17 protein-coding genes and 1 pseudogene are annotated in these 24,636 nt (G+C 66.1%); 7 read left to right on the top strand and 11 right to left on the bottom strand.

The genetic code is table 11. The features are described 5' to 3' along the window. On the top strand, nt 1-264 hold a 264-nt coding region (locus Q1L59_RS15415), incomplete at its 5' end, for an integrase core domain-containing protein (RefSeq protein ID WP_300333859.1). Nucleotides 265-429: 165 nt separating this feature from the next. Continuing rightward, on the top strand, nt 430-1,137 hold the full coding sequence (locus Q1L59_RS15410; protein WP_300333856.1) for a class I SAM-dependent methyltransferase: 708 nt from the start codon (nt 430-432) through the stop codon (nt 1,135-1,137). 153 nt (nt 1,138-1,290) lie between these two features. On the opposite strand, the gene Q1L59_RS15405 is transcribed toward Q1L59_RS15410, so the two are convergent. Both Q1L59_RS15405 and Q1L59_RS15400 read right to left on the bottom strand, forming a co-directional pair. Then, a complete protein-coding gene (locus Q1L59_RS15405; RefSeq protein ID WP_366145666.1) occupies nt 1,291-2,070 on the bottom strand; it encodes a MaoC family dehydratase N-terminal domain-containing protein in 780 nt (259 codons plus the stop codon). 342 nt (nt 2,071-2,412) lie between these two features. Further along, on the bottom strand, nt 2,413-4,302 hold the full coding sequence (locus tag Q1L59_RS15400) for a methyl-accepting chemotaxis protein (RefSeq protein WP_300333851.1): 1,890 nt from the start codon (nt 4,300-4,302) through the stop codon (nt 2,413-2,415). A gap of 1,233 nt (nt 4,303-5,535) precedes the next feature. On the opposite strand from Q1L59_RS15400, the pseudogene Q1L59_RS15395 reads away from it, so the two are divergent. The 5 genes and pseudogenes from Q1L59_RS15395 to Q1L59_RS15375 all read left to right on the top strand — a co-directional run. Next, nucleotides 5,536-5,739: pseudogene (locus tag Q1L59_RS15395) on the top strand (ISAs1 family transposase); the annotation flags it as partial. A gap of 591 nt (nt 5,740-6,330) precedes the next feature. Next, complete coding sequence (locus tag Q1L59_RS15390) at nt 6,331-7,164, top strand: hypothetical protein (RefSeq protein WP_300333848.1); 834 nt, start codon at nt 6,331-6,333, stop codon at nt 7,162-7,164. Nucleotides 7,165-7,421: 257 nt separating this feature from the next. Beyond that, nucleotides 7,422-7,808 carry a VOC family protein gene (locus Q1L59_RS15385; protein WP_300333845.1) on the top strand — a complete coding sequence of 129 codons (387 nt, stop codon included), beginning with the start codon at nt 7,422-7,424 and terminating at the stop codon, nt 7,806-7,808. Nucleotides 7,809-8,016: 208 nt separating this feature from the next. Continuing rightward, nucleotides 8,017-8,916, top strand: a complete 900-nt coding sequence (locus tag Q1L59_RS15380; RefSeq protein WP_300333862.1) for an ROK family protein — start codon at nt 8,017-8,019, stop codon at nt 8,914-8,916. 1 nt (nt 8,917) lies between these two features. Next, nucleotides 8,918-10,153: an MFS transporter gene (locus Q1L59_RS15375; RefSeq protein WP_300333842.1), complete on the top strand. Its 1,236-nt coding sequence runs from the start codon at nt 8,918-8,920 to the stop codon at nt 10,151-10,153. Here the strand turns inward: Q1L59_RS15375 and Q1L59_RS15370 are convergent. The 9 genes from Q1L59_RS15370 to Q1L59_RS15330 form a co-directional block, all read right to left on the bottom strand. Then, nucleotides 10,144-11,406, bottom strand: a complete 1,263-nt coding sequence (locus Q1L59_RS15370) for a hypothetical protein (protein ID WP_300333840.1) — start codon at nt 11,404-11,406, stop codon at nt 10,144-10,146. The genes Q1L59_RS15375 and Q1L59_RS15370 overlap by 10 nt on opposite strands. 71 nt (nt 11,407-11,477) lie before the next feature. Next, entirely contained in the window at nt 11,478-13,061 is a 1,584-nt protein-coding gene (locus Q1L59_RS15365; protein WP_300333838.1) for an exopolyphosphatase, read from the bottom strand. 185 nt (nt 13,062-13,246) lie between these two features. Then, a complete protein-coding gene (locus tag Q1L59_RS15360) occupies nt 13,247-15,265 on the bottom strand; it encodes a primosomal protein N' (protein ID WP_300333836.1) in 2,019 nt (672 codons plus the stop codon). A 338-nt stretch (nt 15,266-15,603) separates the two neighbouring features. Then, nucleotides 15,604-16,680, bottom strand: coding sequence for a uroporphyrinogen decarboxylase (gene hemE, locus Q1L59_RS15355; protein WP_300333834.1), 1,077 nt, complete (start codon nt 16,678-16,680; stop codon nt 15,604-15,606). 155 nt (nt 16,681-16,835) lie between these two features. After that, nucleotides 16,836-21,866, bottom strand: coding sequence for a S8 family serine peptidase (locus tag Q1L59_RS15350; RefSeq protein ID WP_300333832.1), 5,031 nt, complete (start codon nt 21,864-21,866; stop codon nt 16,836-16,838). A 17-nt stretch (nt 21,867-21,883) separates the two neighbouring features. Next, complete coding sequence (locus Q1L59_RS15345; RefSeq protein ID WP_300333830.1) at nt 21,884-22,657, bottom strand: hypothetical protein; 774 nt, start codon at nt 22,655-22,657, stop codon at nt 21,884-21,886. Between the two features lie 9 nt (nt 22,658-22,666). After that, nucleotides 22,667-22,903: a hypothetical protein gene (locus Q1L59_RS15340; protein ID WP_300333828.1), complete on the bottom strand. Its 237-nt coding sequence runs from the start codon at nt 22,901-22,903 to the stop codon at nt 22,667-22,669. Continuing rightward, nucleotides 22,903-23,445: a hypothetical protein gene (locus Q1L59_RS15335; protein ID WP_300333825.1), complete on the bottom strand. Its 543-nt coding sequence runs from the start codon at nt 23,443-23,445 to the stop codon at nt 22,903-22,905. Before Q1L59_RS15335 ends, Q1L59_RS15340 begins: the two co-directional genes overlap by 1 nt. A 12-nt stretch (nt 23,446-23,457) precedes the next feature. Then, nucleotides 23,458-24,633, bottom strand: coding sequence for a hypothetical protein (locus Q1L59_RS15330; protein WP_300333822.1), 1,176 nt, complete (start codon nt 24,631-24,633; stop codon nt 23,458-23,460). Nucleotides 24,634-24,636 lie beyond the last annotated feature (3 nt).

Raw genomic sequence — 24,636 nt, 5'->3', positions numbered from 1 at the left:
CTGCTCAAGGCACACGACATCCGGATCAGCATGGACGGCAAGGGGTCCTGGCGGGACAACGTCTTCGTCGAGCGCCTGTGGAAGACGGTCAAGGACGAGGAGGTGTATCTCAAGGCCGATGACAGCGTCGCCGATGCGACAGCTAACCTGGCCACGTATCTGCGCTTCTACAGCGAACGACGCCCCCATCGCTCCCTGGATGGCCAGACGCCGGACGCCACCTACCTTGCGGCACTCGCAGCCGCCACGCGACCGGCAGCGTAAGGCATGTTGAAGGGGCTCCGTGCATTTGTGGACGATGCGCTGGCGCGCGTCGGCACGCGCTGATCCGGGTCTGCTGTGCGATAGTCCATTGACTCAGGTCGCGTGCACGTTCGAAAATCCAGGCGTGCGGACCACATCCGGGTTCTGATCAAGCGCAAGGACACCATGTCGACATTAGCCGAAAGACTGCTCCGACGATACTACGACAACAGCGAACATCCCTACCGCATCTTTCAGCGCCGCGTATCCGGGCACCTGAGCCCGACAGCGACGCTGCTTGACGCCGGCTGCGGACGAACCGCCCCTGTGCTGCGCACCTATCTGGGCAAAGCGCAGCGACTGATCGGCGTCGAGTTGGTCGCGTTCACAGATGTGCCAGCCGGTATTGAGACATACAACGCCGACCTCGCGCAGATCCCACTGCCAGACGCCTGCGTCGATGTGATCATGTCGCGTAGCGTGTTCGAACACCTGCAGGATCCGCAATCGGTCTACCGGGAATTCGCGCGCATCCTGCGGCCAAACGGGGTCATCATCTTTCTCACCGCCAACATGTGGGACTATGGGACCCAGGTCGCACGCCTGATCCCGAATCGCTTGCACGCGCGCGTCGTCCGGATAGTCGAAGGCCGCGCCGAGGAAGACACGTTTCCGACGGCTTACCGCACCAACACGCGCGGTGCCGTCGAGCAACTGGCAAGCGCCGCTGAATTGCGCGTCGAATCGTTCGAGTACCTGAGCCAGTACCCGAACTACCTGATGTTCAATGGCTTCGTCTTTTTCCTTGGCATGTGCTTCGAGAAACTGATCAGCCACGTGCATTGGCTACGCTTCTTGCGCGGATGGATACTGGTGACGCTGCGAAAACCGTGATTTCGCCGGTCGGCGCGAGGCGTTGATCCGTCGCGCTGTCCCGCGCTGCCCGCGGCAGCCTACTGTTGCCAGCAACCCCGCTTACGCCGATCACGACGACGAGCAGAACTCGGCGAGCAGCTTGCGTCCACCCGCGGAACGTGTGGGGTCGCTTCAGGCGAGCACGGCTTCCGCCTGCATGCAGGTGATGCCGCGATCGACCGTGGCCGCGAGGACCAGCTGGTCAGGCTGGGCTTCCGCCTGCAGCGTCAAGACATCCCCAAGCAGGGCTGGTGCCAGCGCACGGTAGGTGAAGTGACGCAGGCTGCGATGGCGGGTCTCGATGGCAAAGCCGGCGAGCAGGGTGGCGAGCAGCGGCCCATGAATGACCAGCTCAGGATAGCCCTCGACCTGGCGGCAATAGTCCGCGTCGTAGTGGATGCGGTGCCCGTTAAAGGTCAGCGCCGAGTAACGAAAGAGCTGCGTCGAGTCGGGTTTCAGGCTGCGACGCGCTCCGCCAGTTGCCGCGTGCGGCGTGTCCGCAGCGCCGGCAGAACGAGGCGGTGCGGGGGGAGCGGGGCTCTTGTTCTTGTAGACGATGTCGTGCTCCTCGCGCACGAGCGGGCGTCCGTCGGCCGCGGTGAGTTCATGCAGGACGGTGACGAAGACGAGATCGCCGGAACGCCCGGTCTTGTGCTCGACGCGCAAGATGCTCGAAGTCTTGCGCACCTGAGTACCGAGCTGGACGGGGGCAAGAAAGTCAAGCCGGCCGCCCGCCCACATGCGGTTGGCTAGCGGCACCGGCGGCAGGAACTCACCGCGCGCCGGATGCCCATCGCGGCCCAGACGGTCGGCCGGCTGGCCCTCCAGAAAGTAGAGCCAGTGCCATAGCGGCGGGAGTTCGGCGCCGTCGACCAGCGCAGCGCTTTCCGGATGGTTTACCGTTGCGGCCATGAGCCGCGCGTGGCGCGTGGCGATCAGGTCTTGATCCTGCCGTGATTGGCCAATCCACGACCGCAAATATTCAATGTCGATATCGCTCATCTGCTTGCTCCCAGTTCACTGGCTGGCCCGGGCGCCATTGCCGCGGCGGTCGCCGAGCGTACCGGCTCGCGCACACGCGACGTAAGCTGCCCGAAGCCAATTGTACGTTCGCGCCTGCTCAAGTGGACTGCGGCCGTTCATTGCGGGCTGCCGTCGACCGGCGCGAGTCCTCCAAGCTGACACCCGTCCCTTGCCTGAGCGCGGCGTCCCCAGGCTGAAAAGCCAGGACGACGCGCGACGCGCGAGCGGAAACTACACGTGGAAACCGTCGAGTAGCCGTCGCGTGTTATCCGCGTTTCCGGCCAAGGCCGAGAGCGTGTTGCGCACGTCCTGGATGACGCGATCCTCGGCCTCGACGCGCTGGCTGATCAGTTCGCTGGTGTGCGCCATTGCCGTCGTCGCATGGCGCTGGGCGAGCGTCGAGCGCGCGATTTCACCCACCCGCGCAATCGCCTCGTCCATTTTTGCGCTGATTTCCTTGATGCGCTGCGCCGCAATTCGCGACCGCTCGACGCCACGGCTGACCGATTCGACCGTCGATTGCACGGTCAGTCCGGCCTGACTGGTTTCCTCGTGCACGGCCGATATCTTTCCGGCGATTTCAACGGTCGCCTTGGCCGTATTTTCCGCCAGCTTGCGCACTTCGTCGGCAACGACGGCGAAGCCGCGTCCCTGTTCGCCGGCGCGCGCCGCCTCGATCGCCGCGTTGAGGGCGAGAAGGTTGGTCTGATCGGCAATGCCCTTGATCACGTTGATGATGCTGCTGATCTCCTCGGAACGGGTGTCAAGGCTCGCCATGACGCGCGCAAGCTCTTTCACGTGACCGATCGAAACCTCGGCGTCCGCGGCGACGGCGTCCACCTCGCTGGCACTCTCCTGTGAAAGCTCGCCGGTCGCGCGGATCAACTTTTCGGTATCGCCGGCAGTATCGGCAATCTTCGAGGCAGCCTGCGTAATGTCTTCGACCGCGGCCGCGTTCGCTTTTGAACTCTCGGTCAGACTGAGCGATTCGCGCGCCAGATTGCTGATGTTGCCGTCGAGCTGGTCGACATCCTGGCTCAGGCGCTGCGCCTCGTCCTTGAGTGACAACACCATACGTTGCAGTTGATCGAGGAACTGGTTGAACGAACGCGCCGTTTCGCCAACTTCGTCTTCCGACAGCACATCGAGACGGACGTGCAGGTCGCCGCCACCGCGCGAGATTTCGACCATCTTGCCGCGCACCTGATGCAGACCGCGCAGCATGCGGCCGAGCACGAGCCGCACGAGGAATGCGGCGACAGCGGCAGCCACCAAAAAGGCGAACAACAAGCTGAGTAGCAGGCGGTCGAGTGGTGCGAGCACCTTTGCCTTGTCGAGCGACACGCAAAGCAGCCAGTCGGTCGCCTTGATCGGGGCCAGGAAAACCAGACGGTCGCCGTCGATGGCGCGCGTTTCGAACATCGTGTTAGCGGCCGCCTTAGCCTGGGCGATGCGCTCCGCCGTCAGTTCTGGAAAGCGCTCGCTGGCGGGCTTCATGACGACTTCCTTGGTCGGATGGGCGAGAATCGTCCCGTCCTGATGCAGCAGGAAACCGATGCCTTCGCCTGCCAGCTTGATATTCAGCGCTTCGCCGACGACACGATCAATGAACAGGTCGGCCGCGACGACGCCAAGCACACGTTCGCCTTCCTTGACCAGGGCAGAAAGCGAAATGACCAGCTTGTTGCTGCCGGCGTCTTCGTAGGGCTTGGTGACAACGATCTGATCCGCGCCGGCGCGCATGGCGCCCTGATACCACGGCCTTGTCGTGGGGTCCCAGTCGGCCGGAAGGTCGGGCTGAGCTTCGGAAAATATTGAACGCTTGTCCGGATACCCCGCATAAACCGAATCGAATCCGCCAACCAGTTTGGCGGTCGCGAACGACTTCTCGGCTTCCGGCTTATCGATCACCGACTTGAGTGCGCTGACCATCTGCGCCTTGGACGCTACCCACTCGCCAGTCGCGAGCGCAAAGCCTGTCGCCGTGCCACGTGTTTCCGACGCCACCGACTCAATGAGCTGCGAGCGCATCTGCAGGTAGAAAGCGGCGCCAAAGAGCAGCATCGACAGGGTGATCAGTCCGCCGACCAGGCAGGTCAGTCGGGTGTGCAGTGATTTCATCGGGGATCTTCCGTCAAATAATATTCAAGCAGAACGGATTTACAAGGATCCGAATCTCCGTCAGGGTCGACGCCCGTGGCCGGCACCTGGCGGGTAAGGGCACCAAGCCAACCGGTTGCAGGACGCTGGAAGCTTGAACCAGCCATTGCGACGGGAGCATGCAGGTCGCCGGTGCACGTCGTCGCATTCAACATAGACAGTTGTTCGACCATGGGAGGAACAGCACATGAACCCCGCGCGCACGTTCAAGCAGCCATCGCCTCCAAACGGAAATGCATAGTATAATAATAAAATTCGAGCATTGGATCTGGAAACGTGCGCCGAGCTGTGGTTTTATCCTCGCACGCCTGGTGTCAATCGCCTCCCCTTTTCCGTTGCAGACCCGCTGCAGACCCGTTCTCCCGCTGGCTGGCACCTGCGCTTCGCTCCCGACAGCCCGCAGTACAGCAGCAGGCCGGTGAGGCCGCCTTGTTCAGCGCGCCGATGCCGCCCCCGCTTCTCTTGGCCGACCGATGGTTGTGGGAGCGTGTCGGTCGCCCGACGGGTGACGATCAAGGGAAGCGCACACTCTCGGGCTTGCTTCGACACCCGTGTATGCAGCGTATCGGGTGATCAGCAGGTGGAAAGCCCATCCCGCTGCAGCGGATTCATTGCTTGCCCTTTCTCGAGGCAAGTTGGCGATAGTGTCCTTTCGGCAACGCTGCGAAGCCCTGGTCGCGGCAGCTAATCCGCGGCCCCGGCAGACCACCTCCGCCGAACGCGTGAAGGGCCGGGTCTCCGGCCCGCTGCGCCCCATCTTCTTCCCGCTGCGCTTGCCCTCGCGCCTAACCATGCAAGACTTCGTTACCCAGCTGCCGCAATTCCTCCGTCACCCGCTGCTCCGCCTCAGCCGCCTTCTCGACATCGCCGCTCGCGTTCTCGACCGCCGCCAACAACGACTCCATCTTGGCTCTGAGCTCTGGATGGACTCGCAGCTGTAATGACCGTCGCTGCTTGAGGGGAAACAGGGGTGTTTCGTCTCGGGGTATTCAAGAAGCACTGGGGCGGGGTCAAGGGCGGGCGAAGCCCGGCAAAGCGACCCCTTGACCCCGCCCCAGTGCTTCTTACGCTGCGCCGGCAGGCCGAATGCGGCAACATTGCCGCATTCGGCTTGACAAGCAAATGCGCTTTTCGCCACTTGTCTCGCCTCGAATAGGTCGGGACGAAGAGTCTTGAATTGGGCGGAACGTAACAGCTGTGCGCGGCCATTGGGCCGTGGAAAATCGGCTTCACTGGGTGCTCGAGGTCAGCTTCGGCGAGGATGCCAGCACCGTACGTAAGGACAATGCGCCACAGAATCCTTCCCCCCTGAAGAAGATCGTTCTCAATCTGATTCGGCTGGCTACGACCGAGCAAAAGAAAACCAGCTTGCGTCGGAAGCGCAAAGCAGCCGCCTGAGATGACGACTTCCGGGTGAAGATCATGCGCCTCCTCAGACTATGACAGCCGAGTGCCGAGGCCCTGGGGTCGGTCTACTTTCCTGAAGCAGCACAGCAGGCTGGCTCCATTCGTCGCACTCATTTCGGTCGCCCAAAAGGCGAGAGCAGGCCTGGAGGAGTTTGCAAGTCCTTGTCATAAATCCATGCATGGTAACGTTTCTTACTTGCCGAGCATGGCGAAGGAAACTACGCTATTCGAGTGCCGAGGCGCTGCCCATAACCCCGACCTGAGCTCAGGCACGCGCGATTCCTCCAGCACAACCAAGAGTATGCCAAACGCAGCATGACTTGCGGCGACAACGATCGTGGCAGTCAGTGGTTTGTGCAAAGTGGAACTCGACCTCCTATACTTGTACGGCATGCGGGGGAGCCGCTTTTCGTCTAAGCGGGGTCGTCTGCGTGCAATAAGGTCACCGCTCAAAGGCCTGATATTCTGAGTTGGAAATGAACTGGTCGGCCCGGTTGTTTTCCCCATTTTTCAAGTTGCGCGGTCACGGCGAGCCATGTGCTGCGCCGCGATCCGACGGCTTCAAGCTGAAAAGGAGTTCCCATGCGCTGGTTTGCTGCAAAACCAGCCGCTGTGCTTTGCGCGACGGCGGCACTTGCTTTCGGTACGGTCGGTGAATCGGCTGCGACGATTGTTACCAGCGGCTGCACCTCGCCCTTCTCATGTACGCTTTTCGACCTGAGCCAGGGCGGTAGTTTCTCGGCCGGAGGCTTCACCTTCGCCAATTGGTTTCCACATCCAGTCAGCTATGTCCCTGGCGCCAGCCTGAGAAGTTTTGTCGTGCTGCCAGTCGAGGATAACGGAAGTTTCGGTTTCCAGATCGTCGGACATCCCTCGCAGGGTATCGACAACCCACTCTCGCTGCAGGGGCCAGCCCAGACCAGCCTCGACTACCTGCTCGGCCTGACCTATTTCGTCGAGCAGAACGCCAGTGTCGGCATCGGCGCACAGCAGGTGCGCGTGCTGACGGCTGATGCCAACGGAACGCTGGACTTTGTCGCGCTCGACACCCGCCTGACGGCGCACCTCGTGGACATCGGCGGGCGCGATACTACGGTTATTGCGGGTATCGCATGCTCTGCGGCCGGCGGTCCCGCGTGTGCGCAGCATGCCCAGTACCTGTCGACGCGCGAGCTGATCCCGGCCTATGGTCAGATGCCGGGTTTCCCGCTTGGCTTCACCGGGAACCTGGATGTGATGCTACACGGCGACTTCCCCGACCCTGGCAGTTACTACGGGTTGGGAATGGTCGAGGTGCGCTATCAACAGGCCGCCGAACCGCCGGCGCTGGCGCTGCTGGCGTGTGCCCTGGGCGCCGCCGGACTGAGCGGCCTGGGTCGCCGCGGCCGCCAGCATCGCTGCCCAGCGCTCGCCTGATCGGCGCCCGCCAACGCGACGACGCCGTCACGCGATGGCGGTGTCGCCGCGCGCGGCGGCGCTCGGGTGTTCGCCGCACAGCGAGAAGCGCAGTATCGTTGACGGAAGCGGCCGCCCACTCCTCGGGCAGGGGTCTTGGCGCCTTCTCTTCCGGCTCCGCCCAACCGTTGAGCCGGAAGGCATCAGGATAGGCCGGGTGGCTTGCGGCGAGCGCACGATTCTGCCCGTCTGAACGTCCCTACTGTGAGCCAAGTGCGTTGAATATCCTGCGCTTCGACCATATTGTTCTTACCGTCGCCGACCTCGAGCTGAGCTGCTCGTTCTACGAGCGCGTTCTTGGCATGCGGGTCGTCACCTTCGCCGGCGGTCGCAAGGCTTTGGCTTTTGGAAATCAGAAGATCAACCTCCACCAGAAGGGCAAGGAGTTGGCGCCAATGGCGCACGCGCCGACGCCCGGCTCGGCTGACTTATGCCTGATCACCGCCAGTTCGATGGGCGAAGTGCTCGCCCATCTCGCCCCGTGCGGTGTTCCTGTCCTGACCGATCCGGTCGCACGAACCGGAGCGCTTGGCCCAATCACCTCGGTCTATTTTCGCGATCCTGATCAGAACCTGATCGAGGTCGCCAACTACGCCGCGGACTAGCCGGGCGCTCGACAGCCGCAGCCAAGGCGGCACCGAACGGCTGCGATGCGCTGACGGTCGCTGGCCGTTCTTCGGCGCCGCAAAACCGCCTGGGCGGTTTGCCTGGCGCCCGCCGTGACGCCAGGTTTCGCGGTAGTATTCGACAAGTCCGTGGGGGACATGGCTATGGGCGTGCTACCCGCGCCAGGAAGGGTTGACAATCGACATGTTGCGAATTGGCATCGACCTTGGCGGAACGAAAATCGAGCTTGCAGCGTTCGACGAGGGTGGTCAGACCTTGCTGCGCCGGCGCGAAGCGACGCCACAGGCAGACTATGCGGCGTCGGTCGAGGCAATTGGCCGTCTGGTCGAGGCGGCCGAGAGCGAACTCGACGCAGCCGGCAGCGTCGGTGTCGGTATCCCGGGCGCCGAATCACTGCCGGACGGGCGCATCAAGAATGCCAACTCGACCTGGCTGATCGGCCGCCTTTTCCGGCAGGACCTGGAAGCGCGGCTGCAGCGTGAGGTTCGCCTGGCCAACGACGCCAACTGCTTCGCCTTGTCGGAAGCGATCGACGGCGCTGGACGAGGCGCCGAGGTGGTTTTCGGCGTCATCCTGGGGACCGGGGTGGGCGCCGGCATCGTCGTGCGTCAACGCGTCGTCGCCGGCATCAATCGAATTGCCGGCGAGTGGGGCCACAATCCGCTGCCCTTGCTGCACGAGGAGAGCGTGCCGCCGTTGCCCTGCTATTGCGGTCGCCTGGGCTGCGTCGAAACCTGGCTGTCGGGGCCGAGCATGGCGACCGATCATTGGCGACATTGTGGCGAGCGTTTGTCCGCCGAGGAGATTTGCGCGCGCGCGGCGAACGGCGAAACCGCGGCCGACGAAACGCTCTGGCGCTACGAGCGTCGCCTGGCCAAGGCGCTGGCCGGCGTGGTCAACATCCTCGACCCCGAAGTGATTGTTCTGGGCGGCGGTTTGTCGAACATCGAGCGGCTCTACGAAACGGTACCCCGCCTGTGGCAGGAGCATATCTTCTCGCCGACCGTTCTCACCCGGTTGTGCCGCAACGTTCATGGCGACTCGTCGGGTGTGCGCGGCGCGGCCTGGCTGTGGAACGAGGCCTGAAATGGCGGCGAGACTCTGGCTGACGCTGTTCCTCCCGTTTGCTGGCGGGTATTTCCTTTCCTACCTTTACCGGACGGCGAATGCCGTCATCGGCCCGCTGCTGACCGCGGAACTGTCGCTCACGGCGGGCGATCTCGGCTTGCTCACCGGCGCCTACTTTCTTGCTTTCGCCAGTGCGCAGCTACCGCTTGGCGTCCTCCTCGATCGTTTTGGTGCGCGCCGCGTCGAAGCGGCTCTGCTGCTCGTCGCGGCAGTCGGCGCCGGTGTCTTCGCCGCTGGTCAGACGAGTGCGCAACTGGCGATCGGCCGCGGGTTGATCGGCCTGGGCGTCTCGGCCTGCCTGATGGCGGCGTTCAAGGCCTTCTCGCTATGGTTTCCCGCCGAGCGCCAAGCCTCGCTGACCGGCTGGATCATGACGGCCGGCGGCCTCGGCGCACTGGTCGCCACAACGCCGCTCGAATCGGCCCTGCATTTCACCGGTTGGCGCGAGATCTTCCTGATCCTCGCCGGTTTGACGATGCTGGTCGCGCTATGGCTGTTCGTCAGCGTTCCGGAGCGCGCCGAAAAGCCGCAACCGGAAAGCCTGGCGACGCAGTGGGCGGGCGTCCGGATGGTTTTCGCCAGCGCGCATTTCTGGCGCTTCGTACCACTCGGGCTGACCATCATCGGCGGCTTCATGGCCGTACAAAGCCTGTGGTCGGTATCCTGGCTGATGCAGGTCAACGGCGACAGCCGCGCGCTCGCCGCCGACACGCTGCGCAGCATGAACGCTGCCATGCTCATCGCCTACGTGCTGATCGGTCTGCTCGCCACCGGCCTTGCCCGGCGCGGCATCGGACCGATCGTCCTGCTCGCCATCGGCGTCGGGGTTTCGCTGCTCACGCTCGGGCTGATCGTCAGCGCAGGCGGTGGCAGCAGTGCGTGGCTGTGGGTCGCCTACGGCGTCTTCTCGAGCTTCGGGACGCTCGCCTACTCGCAGGCGGCGGCCGGTTTCCCGCTTGCCCTGGCCGGGCGCGCCAACACGGCTTTCAACCTGATGGTGTTTATCGGCGCCTTTGCCGTGCAATGGGGTATCGGCGTTCTGATCGATGCGCTGCAGACGGCGACGGCCAGTCCTGCCGCCGCCCACCGCTATGCCTTTCTCGTCCTGCTTGCCGGGCAAACGGCGGCCTACGTCTGGTTCCTGCTGGCTGGCTGGCGCAGGCGAGCGGCGCCGGCGCACGCGCCTCAGCGATAAAGCGGCAACTCGTCCAGGCGGCGCTCGATCTCGCCGGTCAGTTGTTGATAGCCACGTCCGTTGACGCCGCCAAACACGCGCCCGAATTGCGCTTCCGACAAATGCTCCGGCAGGTCGGCGAGGCGCGGCGCGAGATCCGTGTCGGTCAGCGTCCGCTGCAGCGCTTCGCTTAGCAGCGGCGAGTCCTTGACGACCAGTTCGCCGAAGCGCGCACCGGCCATATCGGCGGCAAGGTCGGCAAAGGAGAATCCGCTGCCTGAACGCGAGTCGTCGAGTTCCTTGTAGAGACCGATCGCTTTGGTCACCGGCTCACCCGCCCAGGCGACGAGTGCCGCCGACACGAGGAAATGCTGCGCACTGTCATGACGTTCGCCCAGCGTCAGCTTGACGCGCCGTACGCGCGGCCATTGTCGCGCCTGCGGCAGTATCGTCGCCAGATCCTTCTCGGCCAGGTAGGTCGCCAGCACGAGCAGGACTACCCGGCGGTGTGCGCTCGTCCGCTCTTCCGCCTGCGCGAGCAGGGGCGTGAGCACCTGAACCAGCGGTATCTTGGCATACGGTGCGTGGTGGTCGAGCAGACCCGCCAGATCGCGCTGTACGGCGCGCATGCGGGCAATGTCGTCGTCCGCGATGGCCAGCGAAACCGCGCGTTCGAGCAGCTTTGGCTCCCAGACGTAGGTCACCAGGACGACCGCCCGGCTCGGTTCGAAGACCATCTGGCGAATCGCACGCCGAGCGAGCCGCCATTGCTCGCCGATACCGGCAATCCTCAGCGCGACGGCAATGAAGCTCTCGGCGAGGAAGGGCGGCACCGACGCTGCGCCGATCGCCGCGGCGGCAACGCGTGGCTCGCCTTCGGCCTCGCGAAAGACTGCCCGCAGGTTCAGGTAGTGTGCGCCGGGCAGGCGCGCGGGAACGGTCAGGCGGACTTCGGCGCTGTCCTCGGCCATCACGAAAGCGCCGCGGCCACCCAGACTGCGGCTGACCACGTAGTTGACTGCTTCGTCGACCAGAGCGGCGGGAATTTCCGCCGTCCGCTTTTCGCCGCGACGCAGGCGACGCGGATCGTTCAGCGCGAGCAGCCGGCGGGCTTCGGCAATTGCCGTGGGAGCGATCGTCTCGCCACGCTTGACGAGCGGCGTCTGCTCGAGCGTCGTGAGCAGGCCAAGCACCGCCAGACTGACGACGCCGACGAGGAACGCGGCAAGCCAGGCAGAAAAGCGGGCAAATCTGGCGGCCAGGCGACGCGGCAATGCCTGCTCGGTCGGCCGCGCAGGCTCAGCCGGCGGGCTGGGCGCCGCGAGCGAGGCTGACCCTGCGCCCACTAGGCCCGCGCTAGCAACGGTGGTATTCCCTCGCCCGTATTCGTCCCGGCGCCATCGCCGATCCCGTCTTCGCCTTCCTTGCCGGCCCCCACGGTGGCAACGCGCAGGGCGAAGCCGGCGGCGCGCAGGAGGCCTGCCTCGATCTGCAGGTCGGCCCGGGTCAGCGGGTGCCTGGCCAGCCAGGTCGCCGGAAAGAGCAGGGTCATCTGCTGACGATCGACGCGCAGTTCGAGCTTGGGCAGAGGCTCGCTGCTGCGGCTACGGTGGAGAACGACGGCCAAACGCAGCAGCACACACAAATGGCGCGCTGGCTTCACCCAATCGGCTGGCAGGTGGGCAAAGGCAGACGCCGGAAAGGCGCGCCGGTGTCGGCGAACGAGCGCCGAAAGCAGGCGCTGGTCGTCGCGCGAATAGCCGGGCAGGTCGGAATGTTCGATCACGTAGGCGCCGTGCTTGTGGTAGCCGTCGTGCGCCAGGAGCAAGCCGACCTCGTGCAGACGAGCCGCTCGCTCGAGCACGCAGCGCGCCTCCTTGCCGCTCAGATGCCACTTCGCGCGTGCCTGGCGCAACAAGTCAAGCGCGGTCGTGCTCACCCGTCGCGCCTGTGTCTCGTCCAGACCGAAGCGGGCGGTAACCTCGGCGATCGTGCGGTCGCGCACGTCCTCATGGCGAATTCGGCCGAGCAGGTCATAGATCAGTCCCTCGCGCAGAGCGCCTTCGGACACCTCCATCCGAGTGGCGCCAAGGGCTTCGCACAGCCCGTGCAGAACGACGAACCCACCGACGAAGACGCGCGCGCGCGCCGGTTCCAGTTGCCAGCGGCTGGCGATCGCCGCCGTCTCGCGCGTTTCCAGCAAGGCGGCGCGCAGACGGCGCAGTGCATCCAGCGTGATCCCCTGGCGGCTCCAGCCCTCGCTGACGAGCACATCGTGTATCGCCTTGATCGACCCCGAAGCGCCGGTGACGACTTCCCAGCCGCGCGCCAGGTAGTCTTCGCGCACCGGTTCGAGGTTCAACTGGACGAGCAGCTCGGCCCGCCGCAGGTTCTTGCCGGTAATCCGGCCGTCGGCAAAGAATTCCCGGCTGAGGCTGACGCAGCCCATGCGCAGGCTGGCCAGGTGCAGCGGTTCGAATTGCTGGCCGATAATCAGTTCGGTGCTGCCGCCACCGATGTCGACGACCAGGCGCTGCCCGCTCACATCGCCGACATTGTGCGCAACGCCGAGATAGATCAGGCGGGCCTCTTCGTGTCCGGAGACGATCTCGACCTTGTGGCCGAGCACGCGTTCAGCACGCGCGACGAATTCGGCGCTGTTGCGCGCTTGCCGCAAAGTGTTGGTACCGACGATGCGCAAGCGCGCGGGAGGAATGTGACGTACGCGCTGCCCGAAGCGGGCCAGGCAGGCGAGCGCCCGCTGTTGCGCGGCGTGCGACAGGCGGTTGCGTTCGTCGAGTCCGGCGGCAAGCTGGACCATTTCGCGCAGCCGGTCGAGGACCTGCACACGACCGTTCTCGATGCGCGCGACGATCATGTGGAAGCTGTTTGAACCGAGGTCGATCGCCGCAACCGAATCAGAAGACACGATAAGACTCCTTTTTAATGAGTATTGCCCGGTCTGCAAGATCAGTCAATCCCGGCTGCGGCGCGTGCTGCCCGTGCCCTGGTCGACCTCGCCAGCCGAACGAGGATAGCGCCGAAGAGCGGGCGTTTTGCGGTACTTTTGCACACTCGCCGCGAGAAAAAATCGGCGGCAATGGCCAGGGCGGGCTACAACTCGAGCGGGTCGACTTCGAGATGCCAACTGAGCTGCGCCGGCAGCTTGAGCGCGACCAGGCGGAGCTGCCAGGTGCTCAGGAAAGCCTGCAGCGCGCGCCGCGAGCCGGATTCGACGAGCAATTGCGCGCGCTCGCGGTTGGCGCGACGAGCCAGACGCATCGGCACCGGGTCGTAAGCAGTAACTGCCGCGCTGTCCACTTCCAGCGCGGCGGCGCGCGCCGTCGCCAGAAAGGCGAGCGCCTCGCCCATTTCGCGCGCCTCGGCACGCAGCACCGCCTGGTAGGCGTACGGCGGGAAACCGGCCTGCCGTCGTTCGGCAAGCTGAACGGCGGCGAACGCGGGATAGTCGTGCTCGATCAGAGCCTGGTAAAGCGGGTGCTCGGGGAACTGCGTCTGGATCAGCACCTCGCCGGGCCGCTCGGCGCGCCCGGCGCGGCCGGCAACCTGCATCAGTTGGGCAAAGAGCCGCTCGGCGGCGCGCCAGTCGGCGGCAAACAGCGCCGCATCCGGCGCGATCACGCCGACCAGCGTAAGGCGCGCGAAATCGTGCCCTTTGGCGAGCATTTGCGTGCCGACCAGGATGTCGGCCTGGCCGCCGTCGATGCGCGCGGCGAGCGCTTCCCATTGCCGTCGCGTGCTCGCCGAATCGCGATCGACGCGCAGGACGCGCGCTTGCGGGAAAATCTCGGCGAGCGTTGCTTCGAGGCGCTGCGTGCCGCGGCCGAAAGCGATCAGATTCTGATTGCCGCAAGTCGGGCAGGCTTTCGTCACCGGCACGGCGAAGCCGCAGTGGTGGCAACGCAGGCAGCGGTCGCGCAGGTGCAGAACGAGATGCGCCGCGCAGCGCGGGCAACCGGACGTCCAGCCACACGCCGGGCAGCCAACCACCGGCGCGTAGCCGCGCCGGTTGAGAAAGAGCAGACTCTGCTCGCCGCACTCCAGACGTTGCGCGAGCGCCGCGCGCAAGGCAGCGGACAGACCGTTCTCGGCTCGGTCGAGGCGCGTGTCGATGCGCCGGACGAGCGGCAGCCGAGCGCCGGCGACCGCCCGCTCGCGCAGCGAGAGGAGCTGATAGCGGCTGCGGCCAACACCCGCGGTCGCGTTGGCCCAGCTTTCCAGCGACGGCGTCGCCGAGCCGAGGACAATCGGGATGGCAAGCTGGCGCGCCCGAAAGACGGCAAGATCGCGCGCCGAGTAGCGCACTCCGTCCTGCTGTTTGAACGAAGGATCGTGTTCTTCGTCGACGACGATCAGGCCGAGCTCCGGCAACGGGGTAAATGCAGCGAGGCGCGTGCCGAGCACGATGCGCGCCGTACCAGTGAGCGCGGCCTGCCAGTTGCGCTGGCGAGCCGCTTCGCCAAGGCCGCTGTGCAGGCTGACCAGCGCCACCGACGGAAAGCGCGCGGCAACGCGGGCTTCGAGCTGCGGTGTCAGATTGATCTCGGGCACGAGCAGCAGCGCCTGCTTTCCAGCGAGCAAGCTGGACTCTATCAGGCGCAGATAGACCTCGGTCTTGCCGCTACCGGTGACGCCGTGCAGGAGGAAGGAATGGAAGCCGGGACCGGCCTGGTGGATCGCGGCGAGCGCCGCTTCCTGCTCGGCGCGCAGCGCGGGAAGCGCCTGTCCGCCCGCCGCGCTCGTCGCTGGTCGCGCCAATCGCCTGGCTCCTTTCGCCGACTTCGGCGAGCGCAAGGCAACCGGCAGGGTCGACAGCATGACCTGGCCCGGCGGCGCGTGGTAGTAGCCGGCACAGAACTCGGTGAGGCGCAGCCAGTCGTCCGGCAAGCGGGGCAGGTCGTGCAATACCGTCTCGATCGGGCGCAGTTGCTCGTTCGGAAGATCGCTGGTTGGCGGCAGGTCAACGATGATCCCGATCATGGTCCGACGCCCGAACGGCACCTGAACGCGGCGGCCGATGTCGGCCGCCGTCACTTGTTCGTCGCCCGGAACCAGGTAATCGAAGTAGCGGTACAGCGGCACGTCAAGCGCGACGCGAACGATTTGCGACAAGGGGCTCGGCCTCAAAAAGCGCTGGCGGCGCGTTTCGGGAGGGTCGTCAGTTACCGCCGGAAGCTCGCTCCAGTTCTGGCAATGCGGGGTAAAGTGTTCAGTTATCGGAGCTTTCGAGACGGTACACAGCGCTTGTGAATAAAGGTGTGGACAAAACCGCGCCGAGGAACCGAAAGGCCCGCGGAGCAAGGGTTTCAGGCCGGTTGCCAAAAAAATGTGCAACTTTCAACTTATTCTAAATCAATGCGTTGAAAATTATCGCCAAGTCACCAAAAAATCGCGCCGCTTGGGCTTGACCTGTGGGACATTCTGTGAATAAGTGCGTTCCAAGTGGCCTCTTATGCGTCGTTTCCAGCCTTGACGCGACTCATCATATGCACCGCATCGACCAAGGCGGCAACGCTTTCCGGTGGCGTGAATTGCGAGATGCCGTGGCCCAGATTGAACACATGTCCCGTCCCGCCGGCCCCGTAGCTGGTGAGCACGCGGCGCGCCTCGGCGGCGATCGTTTCCGGCGGTGCAAAGAGAACGCCCGGATCGAGGTTGCCCTGCAGCGCGACCCGATCGCCCACCCGCCGGCGCGCCTCGCCGATGTCTATCGTCCAGTCGAGGCCGATGGCATCGCTGCCGATGCGCGCGATCTGTTCCAGCCACAGACCGCCGCCCTTGGTGAAGACGATCGACGGGATGCGCTCGCCGGCCTTTTCCTTCGTCAGACCGGCAACGATCCTTTCCATATAGGCGAGCGAAAACTCCTGGTAGGCGGCAGCCGACAGCGAACCACCCCACGAATCGAAGATCATCACCGCCTGGGCGCCGGCTTCGATTTGCGCGTTCAGATACGCGGTGACGGCCTGCGCGGTCACCGTGAGTATCCGGTGCAGCAGGTCCGGGCGCTCGTAGAGCATGCGCTTGATCCGGCGGTAATCGTTGCTCGCGCCGCCTTCGACCATGTAACACGCCAGCGTGTAAGGACTGCCGGCGAAGCCGATCAGCGGCACCGAACCGTTCAGCGCGCGCCGGATCTCGGCCACCGCGTCCGTCACATAACGCAGGTGATCCCAGGGGTCGGGCGCACTCAGGTCGCGAATCGCCCACTCTTCACGCAGCGGCCGCTCGAAGCGAGGGCCCTCGCCATCGGTGAAATACAGACCGAGTCCCATCGCGTCGGGAATCGTCAGGATATCCGAGAAGAGAATGGCGGCATCGAGTGGATAGCGCGCCAGCGGCTGCAGCGTGACCTCGCAGGCGAGCGCCGGATTCTTGCACAGGTTCAGGAAGCTCCCGGCGCGTCGGCGGGTTTCGCAGTATTCGGGCAGGTAGCGGCCGGCTTGCCGCATCAGCCAGATCGGGGTGTGCGGGCAAGGCTCCTTGAGCAGGGCGCGCAGAAAGCTGTCGTTGCACGGTCGGGTCACGGCGAACTCCATCGGGGAAATGGCGCCCCGGAAAAACGCCGATTATCCGCTTTTCGCGCAAGCTTGGGCGAGAAAGCCCGGGCCCGCCGTGCCCGGGCAGGCGGCCCAGGCAGGGCGGGCGAACGCGTCGCGCGCTGCCGGCCCGCCGACCCCGCTCAGTAGATTCCGGTTCCGCTCACCGCCGGAGCCGGCTGGTTGAAACGCAGCTCGCGCCCGCTGCCGGCAAAGACTAGCGCGAAAGCCTGCAGGTTCTGCTGGTTGAACGGATCGGCCGGGAAGATCGCGGCGGACACCTCGACCTCGTACTCACCGGGGAGCGGGTTGGCGAGGACGACCTGCTTGAAGGTCTGGATGTTCTCGTGCGCGTCAGCGGCGACCGGCGGATTGGCGATGGGTCGCGACAGGTGCGTCTGGCCGGCCGCCGTTTGCCACAGGTTGCCGCGAAACTCCGGTCGCTGGGCGGCACCGGTCGGCGCCGGTGCGCGCACGCTCAGGTGCAGATGGTTGATCAAGCGCGGCCCGGGCGGGTCGGTCCAGTTGAGCGTGACGCGCAGCAAGGCGCTGCCGGCGGGCAGGACGAAGCGGTAGCGCACACTGCGACCGGGACCGATGGCGCAGTCGTCGCGCACGTGCAGCGTCACCGGCGGCGCCGGCGCCAGACTCTGGCGCAAATTGACCCGGCCCCAGCCGTAGCCGGCGGCCGTGTCGGGCAGCGCACCGGGCGTGATGTTGGTCGCACCGTTGATCAGCGTCGCACGCAACAGCGCGGCGCTCGGCAGTTCGTTGGCGTTCTGGCTGGCGTGCCGGTTGACCACGGTATGGCGGTGCCGCAGACGTCCGCTTTCCTCCTCGACCCAGGAGATGAAGAAGACGCGGCCGTTCCAGACCAGCTTGAAATCCTGCACGCGCGCCGTCGGCGAACTGAGCTGCAGGATGCCGACCGGCGCGCGCGCCGCGAGCGGGCCAGCCGCCGGTGGCGGCGGCGTGACGACGAGTTGGCGGCCGTTCTCGTCCAGCGCAGTAAAGAACAGCAGGCGCGAACCGTCGGTTTCGACGCCGATCCAGGCCAGGCCGTAGGCCGGGCTCCATACCGGCAAGCTGGTCCCGGCGGGCAGCACCGCCGGCGGATTGGCCCACGCTTCGTGCGTGCAGGTGCACACGAGCAGCGGTTCGACGGCGTCGCGCGTCGCGCTCCAGCCGGCGGTCGCCGGCGTGATCACCGGCACATCGCTGACCGGCATCGGCGGCGCGTTGGCCGGTGGATTGGCCATCGGCTGCCCCTGCCGATCGAGGCGGGCAAAGTGAATCTCCCAGCGCGCCGCGTTGCTCGCGCGGTACTGCCAAGCCGCCGCATATTCGCGGTTGCTCGAGTTGGCGGCGGTCGGCCGGCGCGCGATGACGCCGTTGATCGCTTCGCCGGCGGCCGCGCTGAGGTTGCGCTCGGCCCCATCGGGCGTGCCGTCGAGGCGGTAGCGCCGGCAATGGACGCGCGTCAGCGCGCCGTTCACCCGGTGGTAGATGGCAATCGAGCGCGCTTCGCTATTCACGTACTGGAACCAGTCGTGGCGCGCCACGCCGTCGGCGCGCGCCAGATTGACCGCCGTGCCGACGCGCACGCCGAGCCGGTTGACGCGCTGCTGGCGCAATTGCAGCACACCGGCCTGCGTCGTTCCGTAACCGACGACCAGGTGGAAAGCCGGCGCCGTGAAGAAACCGAGTTGTGGCGTGATCCGGTCGTGCACCGTCACGTTGTCGACCAGCGCCGCCGCACCGCCGGTTCCGAAGTCGGCGACGGGTGCGCCGAGCGCGTCGTGCAGGTGCAGCGTGATGCCGCCCAGCGCGTCGTTGGCGGCCGAGATCAGACGGTCGTTGCCGGTCCACAGCATTTCGCAACCGAGGACGAGGAAGGTCGTCGGCCGCTCGCGCACGCCGGCGACGCCGAAGCTCTCGTCGATCGCCCCGTCGGCGTGCAGGCGCAACCACTGCAGCCGGTCGTGCAGGTCGTCGCCGGGAGCCTGACGCAGCAGATAGTAGGCGCCACCGCTCCACACCGCCGAGAGCGCTGAAATCGCCGTACTTTCGTGTTCGAGCAACGTGGCGACGACGTAGCGCCCGCTCTTCAGGAGCGGCGTGGTGGGCTCTTCCTGCGCGGCGAAAGCGCCGGCGCGCGTCAGATTGAGCAGGTAGACGCCGAGTCGGTCGGAATTGAGCTCGTCCGGGCTCTGATAGATCAGCGAGAACCCTTCGCTGTCGGCAAAGCTGGCAAAGCCGGCCGTATCGCCGGGGGTATCCGACAGGCGGCGCAGACGACGGCCGAGCGCATCGTCGGCGGCGATTGGCAGGCGGCTGTCGGGCGCCCCGTTGGCGTCGAGAAAAGCCAGGTACAGGTCGTAGTGGCCGTCTTGCGTGTCGTCTTCCCAGAACAGCGCGTATCCGCCGTCCGGGTGATTGATGATACGCGGTCGGCGCAGGTGCTGACCGGCGGCGAGGCTGACGACGAGGCGTGGCGCGCCGCTGGCGGCTGCGTTGCGGTCGAGGAACTGCAGCCAGATTTCACCGCCGGCGATCGTCCGCGCGTCGCACCAGACGAGGACGTGACGCGCCCCGCGCGGGTCCCAGAGCAGGCAGGGTTCGCGCAACTCGGCGGCCTGTTCGAGCACGGTCAGCGGGCCGGCGCCCTGCACCTGTCCGGCGTCGTTCATCTGTCGCAGCTGCAGGCGGTAGTTGCCCGCGTGCACGACGCCGCAGACGGTGAAGCAGTTGCCGTTCCAGACCAGCGGACGATGCGGACCGGTGGCGTCGTGGAACAGGAAGCTGATCGACGCGGCATCGACCGCGTTGCCGTTGTCGGCGCGGAAGCGCTGGAAGAAGTAGCCGTTGCCGCCGACCGCCGGGAAGACGCAAACCAGCCGCTCGCCGACTGCGATCAGGTCGGGCGGTACCGCGTCGTCGGTGCGCGCGTCGGGCGCCAGGACGACGCTGCCGGCGCTGCCGAAGCCGGCGACCAGTTGCAGCGCCCGGTCGTAGCACGTCAGGCGCATCTTGCCGTCGCGCTGCCGGTGCAGCAGGTAGGTCCGCTCGCCGACGCTGGCCAGCTTCGGCGCCGCGTGCTCGCCGACATCGTCGTGCAGATGCACCGGCTGGGCATCGATCGGTGCCAGATTGCGCCCGATGCGCATGCCGACGATGTTTTTCTGCTCGGCCGGCAGCGCCGGCCTCAGCCAGGCGCAGACCAGCCCGTCGGCGTGCCGGGCAATCGCTGGCGGATGACCGAAGACCGGTAGCGGCGCCGCATCCGGCAGCGGCACGCCGTCGAGCAAGAGCGGCCGGCGCATCTGGGCAAAACGCGTGCGGTAGAACTGGCGGACGAGCAGCGCCGAACCGCTGACCACCGGCGTCGCCATGCTCGTCCCGGTCAGGATATGGTAAAGGTTGCGACTCAGCCCGGGCGGCAGCATCGAGTCCGAGTTGGCGTTCCAGAACGCCGGCGCGATCGGCGGCGCCGGCAGACCGGGCGGCTGGGCAACGAACTGCGAACGGCAGGAAAGGACGTTCGTCCCCGGCGCCACGAGATCGGGCTTGACCCGGTTCGTGTTGACCAGACCGTTCGTCCGCACGCGCCCGCGATCGCTGAACAGACCGATGTCGTCGGCGTTGTCCGACATGCTGAAGGCGTTCGCCGGCGCGTTCGCGGAGACGTTGAATGCGGCGTGCGAATAGCGGCCGGGAAAGAACGCGCGGTAGTTGTCGCGCCAACCGCTGTCCACGCGCAGGTTTTCCGAGGCGCCGACGGCGAGGACATTCTTCGCCGCCGCCTGCAGGCGCAGCGTACGCGCGTCGAGGACGCCATCGGCACCGCCAAAGGTATCGCTCTCGTCGTTGCCGGCGGAGAAGACGAGGAGAACGTCTGGGTGGTCGAAGCACCAGCGGTCGACCGCCTGCGACTCGTTAGGCGTGTAGCGGTTGTTGTTGCCGCCGACAAACGAGCTGCCCCAGGAATTGTTGATGACGCGCGCGCCGTTGATTTCGGCAAAGTTGAACGGGACGCGGAAGTTGTTGGGCAGCGGAGCCAGTCCGATCAAGGCGCTGCGCGGCGCCATCCCGCGGTTGGCACCGCCCGAAGCGCTACCGTCGCCGGCAACGATGCCGGCCACGTGCGTTCCGTGCGGAGCGCCGTCGGGAACGCCGAGCGCCGTGTTTTGCGGCGTGTTGCTGTTGCGCAGCAGGCGCATGCTGGTCGCCAGATCGGGATGAAACGGCGTCATCGCGCCGGTCAGCGGAACGACCGCGCCAGCCAGGCTGCCGACGTCGAAGCCGGAATCGACGACCGCGCCGATTTCGCTTGCCCCATCGAGATTGACCAGAAAGTTGACCGTTCCCAGTTGGCGAACCTGGTTGGCGCCGACGATCACCCCGGCGTGGTGGCTGCACAGATCGATGCGCGCGGGCAGTGCCGCATGGAAGACGCCGGGCACGGCGAGGATCGCCGGACAGCGCTCGGGCGCGACGCTGAGCAGAAAACCACCGGCCGTTTCGGCCACGATGGTAGCCCCGGCGGCTTCCAGCAGCGGGCGCACGCTCGCCTCGTCGAGCGCGTCGAAAAGCTGCACCTGCAGATTCCCTTCGCCGGTGGCGGGCGGAAGGTTCAACGTCAAGGTCGCCAGCGAGGCGGCGGTAAACACTTGATCGACGCCAGCCAGATCGAGGTCGACGGCGTACGCCGGGTGGTAGGCCCCGACGAAATCGACCACCGGCAGCGCGCGCACAGCGTCCGCCGTTGCCGCCGTCATGCTGAACACGGCGCTGCAGGCGTCGACCACTTGCACTTGCACAGCGCCGGCGAGCACGAGGTCGACCAGCCACGCCTTGTCGACCGGCGCGACGAAATGGACCAGCCAGAAAGGCGTCTGCTCGCCGCTCGGCAAGGCGGCGGTGAGCTGCGCCGGCGGCTGCGGCGTTTCGCTCGCCGGACGGAAACTCAGCGGGCCGAGGCTGAGTACGCCGGCGTTGGCGTCGGTCGTCACCGCAAAGCCTTCGGCAACGAAGGTCGCGACCTGCGCTTCGTCGAGCTCGACCCAGAACTGCCCGCCGGCTTCGCGCAGGACGCTCGCCCGGCTGCGCAGGAAATCGATCTGCTCGGGCGAGCGCTCGGGGTCAAGCTGCAGGAAAGCGTGAATGCGTGCCATCGTGGCCTCCGCTTCAGTCAGGACTGGACGGCGGGATCGACGTCGATCGGTTTGCTGCCGGAGCTGCGCCCGGGCGAAACGAGATGCCGGATGGCATGCCCCTCGTCGGCGCCGAGCAGACGTTCGAGGCGCAGGTCGACCTCGGCTTCGAGCATCAGGCTGCGCGTCGCACTGGCTGGCGCGGCGCCGGCGGCGAACTTGAGTGCCTTCAGCACGCTCGCCGCCTGGTAGCCGTTGGCCGTCCAGCTCGTCCCGCCGGCGCGCAACAGTGCCGCGCGGTGCATGACGAGCACCGACAAGGCGAGCGCGCAAGCTCTTTCGGCCGCTGCCGCGTCGGCCGCGGCAATCTGCAGGCTGAGCTGGTGGCGCACTTTCAGGTGGGTTGCTGCGGCGACGACGCCGTAGAGAACCTGCACCCGGCTGAAGCCGACAAGATCACGCCCGGGACGCGGTGCGAGCGAGAACGACGCTGCATCGGCCGGATTCCAAACTACCTCGGAAGGGGCAAGGGCGACGAGTTCGCCGGCAGCCGAGCGCAGATAGACGCGTTTGCTGCCCGGGTACGGCGGTCGCGTCAACAAATACGGCCCGCCCGGCACTGCCGGGTCGAACGACAGGTCGTCGACCGCGTCCTGCGGACCAGGTTCTCCGGCGAGCGGGTCGGCCGACAGGCGGTCGAAATCCCAGGTCTGCTTGGCAAAGCTCGCGGTCGCCGCGCCCGCGCCCGCGAACAGCGCCGGCAACTCGCTCCTGAGCAGCGCGTCGACGGCGTTTTCCAGAGCGAGCAACATGGCGGCGGCCTAGCCGGCGGGCGGATCGGCTGCCGACGGAGCGGCGGCCAGCGTCTCGCGCGGACTCTCGCCGAGTTCCTCCTGCAGCACCTGGACGGCGCCAGCGATGCGCAGCAGCGTCGCGCGCACGCTCGCCGCCTGCCCTTCCAGCTCGTCCAGCGTCTGGCGTCCCTTGTCGTATTCGGCGCGCAGCTCGCGCAGGCGTCGCCGCAGGCGGTCTTCCATCGCCAGATCACCCTGCGTCATCAGCTTTTCGCCCGGAGCACGATTTGCGCGCCGACCGTATTCGGCGCCGCGCCACCGACGACCGGCTGGACGACGCTTTTCGGGAAAGACGCCTTGATTGCTTCCAGCTCGCCCGGCGAGCCCGCCTTGCCAACCGCCGCGGCCAAGCGGTGGTATTCGTTGCGAAAGGCCTCGACCGTGCGGCGGATCGACTGCACGCGCTCGGCGTCGTAGATGCCGAGCGCGGCGTTGATCAGTTCGTGATCGGGGATCAGCTCGCGGCGCGCGGCGAACGACGCATCGGAGAACTGCGCGAGCTTGCGCTGGCGCGCCTGATCGATCGACTCGACGAGGTTGACCGAGGCGGTCAGCGCGGCGAGGTTCTTGACCACGCCGTTCTCGATCGCGAACTCGGTCGGTACGTACTGCTCGGGCGAACGGCCGAAATCCATCGTCGCCGGATCGAATTCGGGAAAGACGTCTTTAGCCGCCTTCTCCTCGCCGGGAAACGAATTCGACATGTGCAGAATCGTTTTGCTTCGCTTGTCGATAACCAGATACATGCTGACCTCCGCTTACTGTTCGATGACCTGAATCTGCCGTATGTCGCCGTACCAGCAGCAGGTCAGGGTTCCACTGGTGACCGCCCACTGAACGGCAATCGTGTGCGACCCGGCGGCCAGGTAGAGCAGTCGGCTGAGCGTCACGCCGCGCAGTTCCCAACCGTTGTGGTTGAACTCCTGGCGTGTGCTTTCCTGCACGCCGCCGTCAACCAGCAGGCGGAAATAGGCGCCGATCGTCGTCCCGCCGGTGGCCTGTACGCCGTTGATCTGGACGTTGATCTGGAAATAGGCGCCGATCGCCGCGTTGATCGTCAGGCTCATGTTCGGCATATCGACATAGCCAGTGCTCGCCGTACTCACCTGGTTGCCGGTCGCCACCGACGAGCGGATCTTCTGGTCGCGTGCGCGCCCGGCGATGTAGGCATTGCCATTGACGTAGAGGCTCTGCGACGACGCTCCGTAGACGTAGAGGCCGTAGGTCTTGTCGGTACCATTGACGTAGAGTCCGACGTCGGGATGCGCCGAGGTACGCACGCCGACGCTGCCGTGCGTGACGTCCATGCTCAGCCCCCAGCCGATTCCCTTGCTGCCCCAGAAACCAACCGCGTCGTCGCTCACCATGCCGACGAAAGCGCGGTCCTCGCTCGGTGTCGTCTGGTACAGCCAGAGGCCGGCGGTGCCGCCAACACCCTGGCGCAGCCGGATGCGGTCGCCGACATCGACCTTGAACGCTGGCGTGGCAACGCCGATACCGACCCGTCCGTCGACCAGACGCAGCGCCTCAACCTGGCCGGTGCGGTTGGCGGCGCCGCTGCCGTTGGTGAGAAAGGCCAGACCACCGGTGAAACCACCGAGGTCGATCGACTGCAGCATGGCTGGGCGCCATTCCGTCGCGCTGCCTTGCGGATCGCTCCAGAATTCGATCTGTCCCTGGCCGAAAGCGCGCGTGCTCTGGATGCGCAAGACCGCCGGCGTGTTGCTGTCGACCAGGTGCAGCCGGCTGCCCGGCGTCGTCGTGCCGACCGCGAGTGCGCCGGCGATGGTCAGCGGACCGCTGATTGCGTCACCTGCCCGGTTGACCTTGGCGTTGTCCAGGCGTTGCGTTTCGGTGACCAGGTCGTTCCAGTCCTTCGAGCGAATCGCGTCGCCGGCGCTCTTCGGAAACGGTAGATCGGGGCTCAGTGGCATGGC

The organism is Accumulibacter sp. (genome assembly GCF_029255125.1).
Classification (GTDB): domain Bacteria; phylum Pseudomonadota; class Gammaproteobacteria; order Burkholderiales; family Rhodocyclaceae; genus Accumulibacter.
The sequence above is the reverse complement of the archived record's forward strand: the minus strand, read 5'-3'. Positions and strand labels throughout refer to the sequence as shown.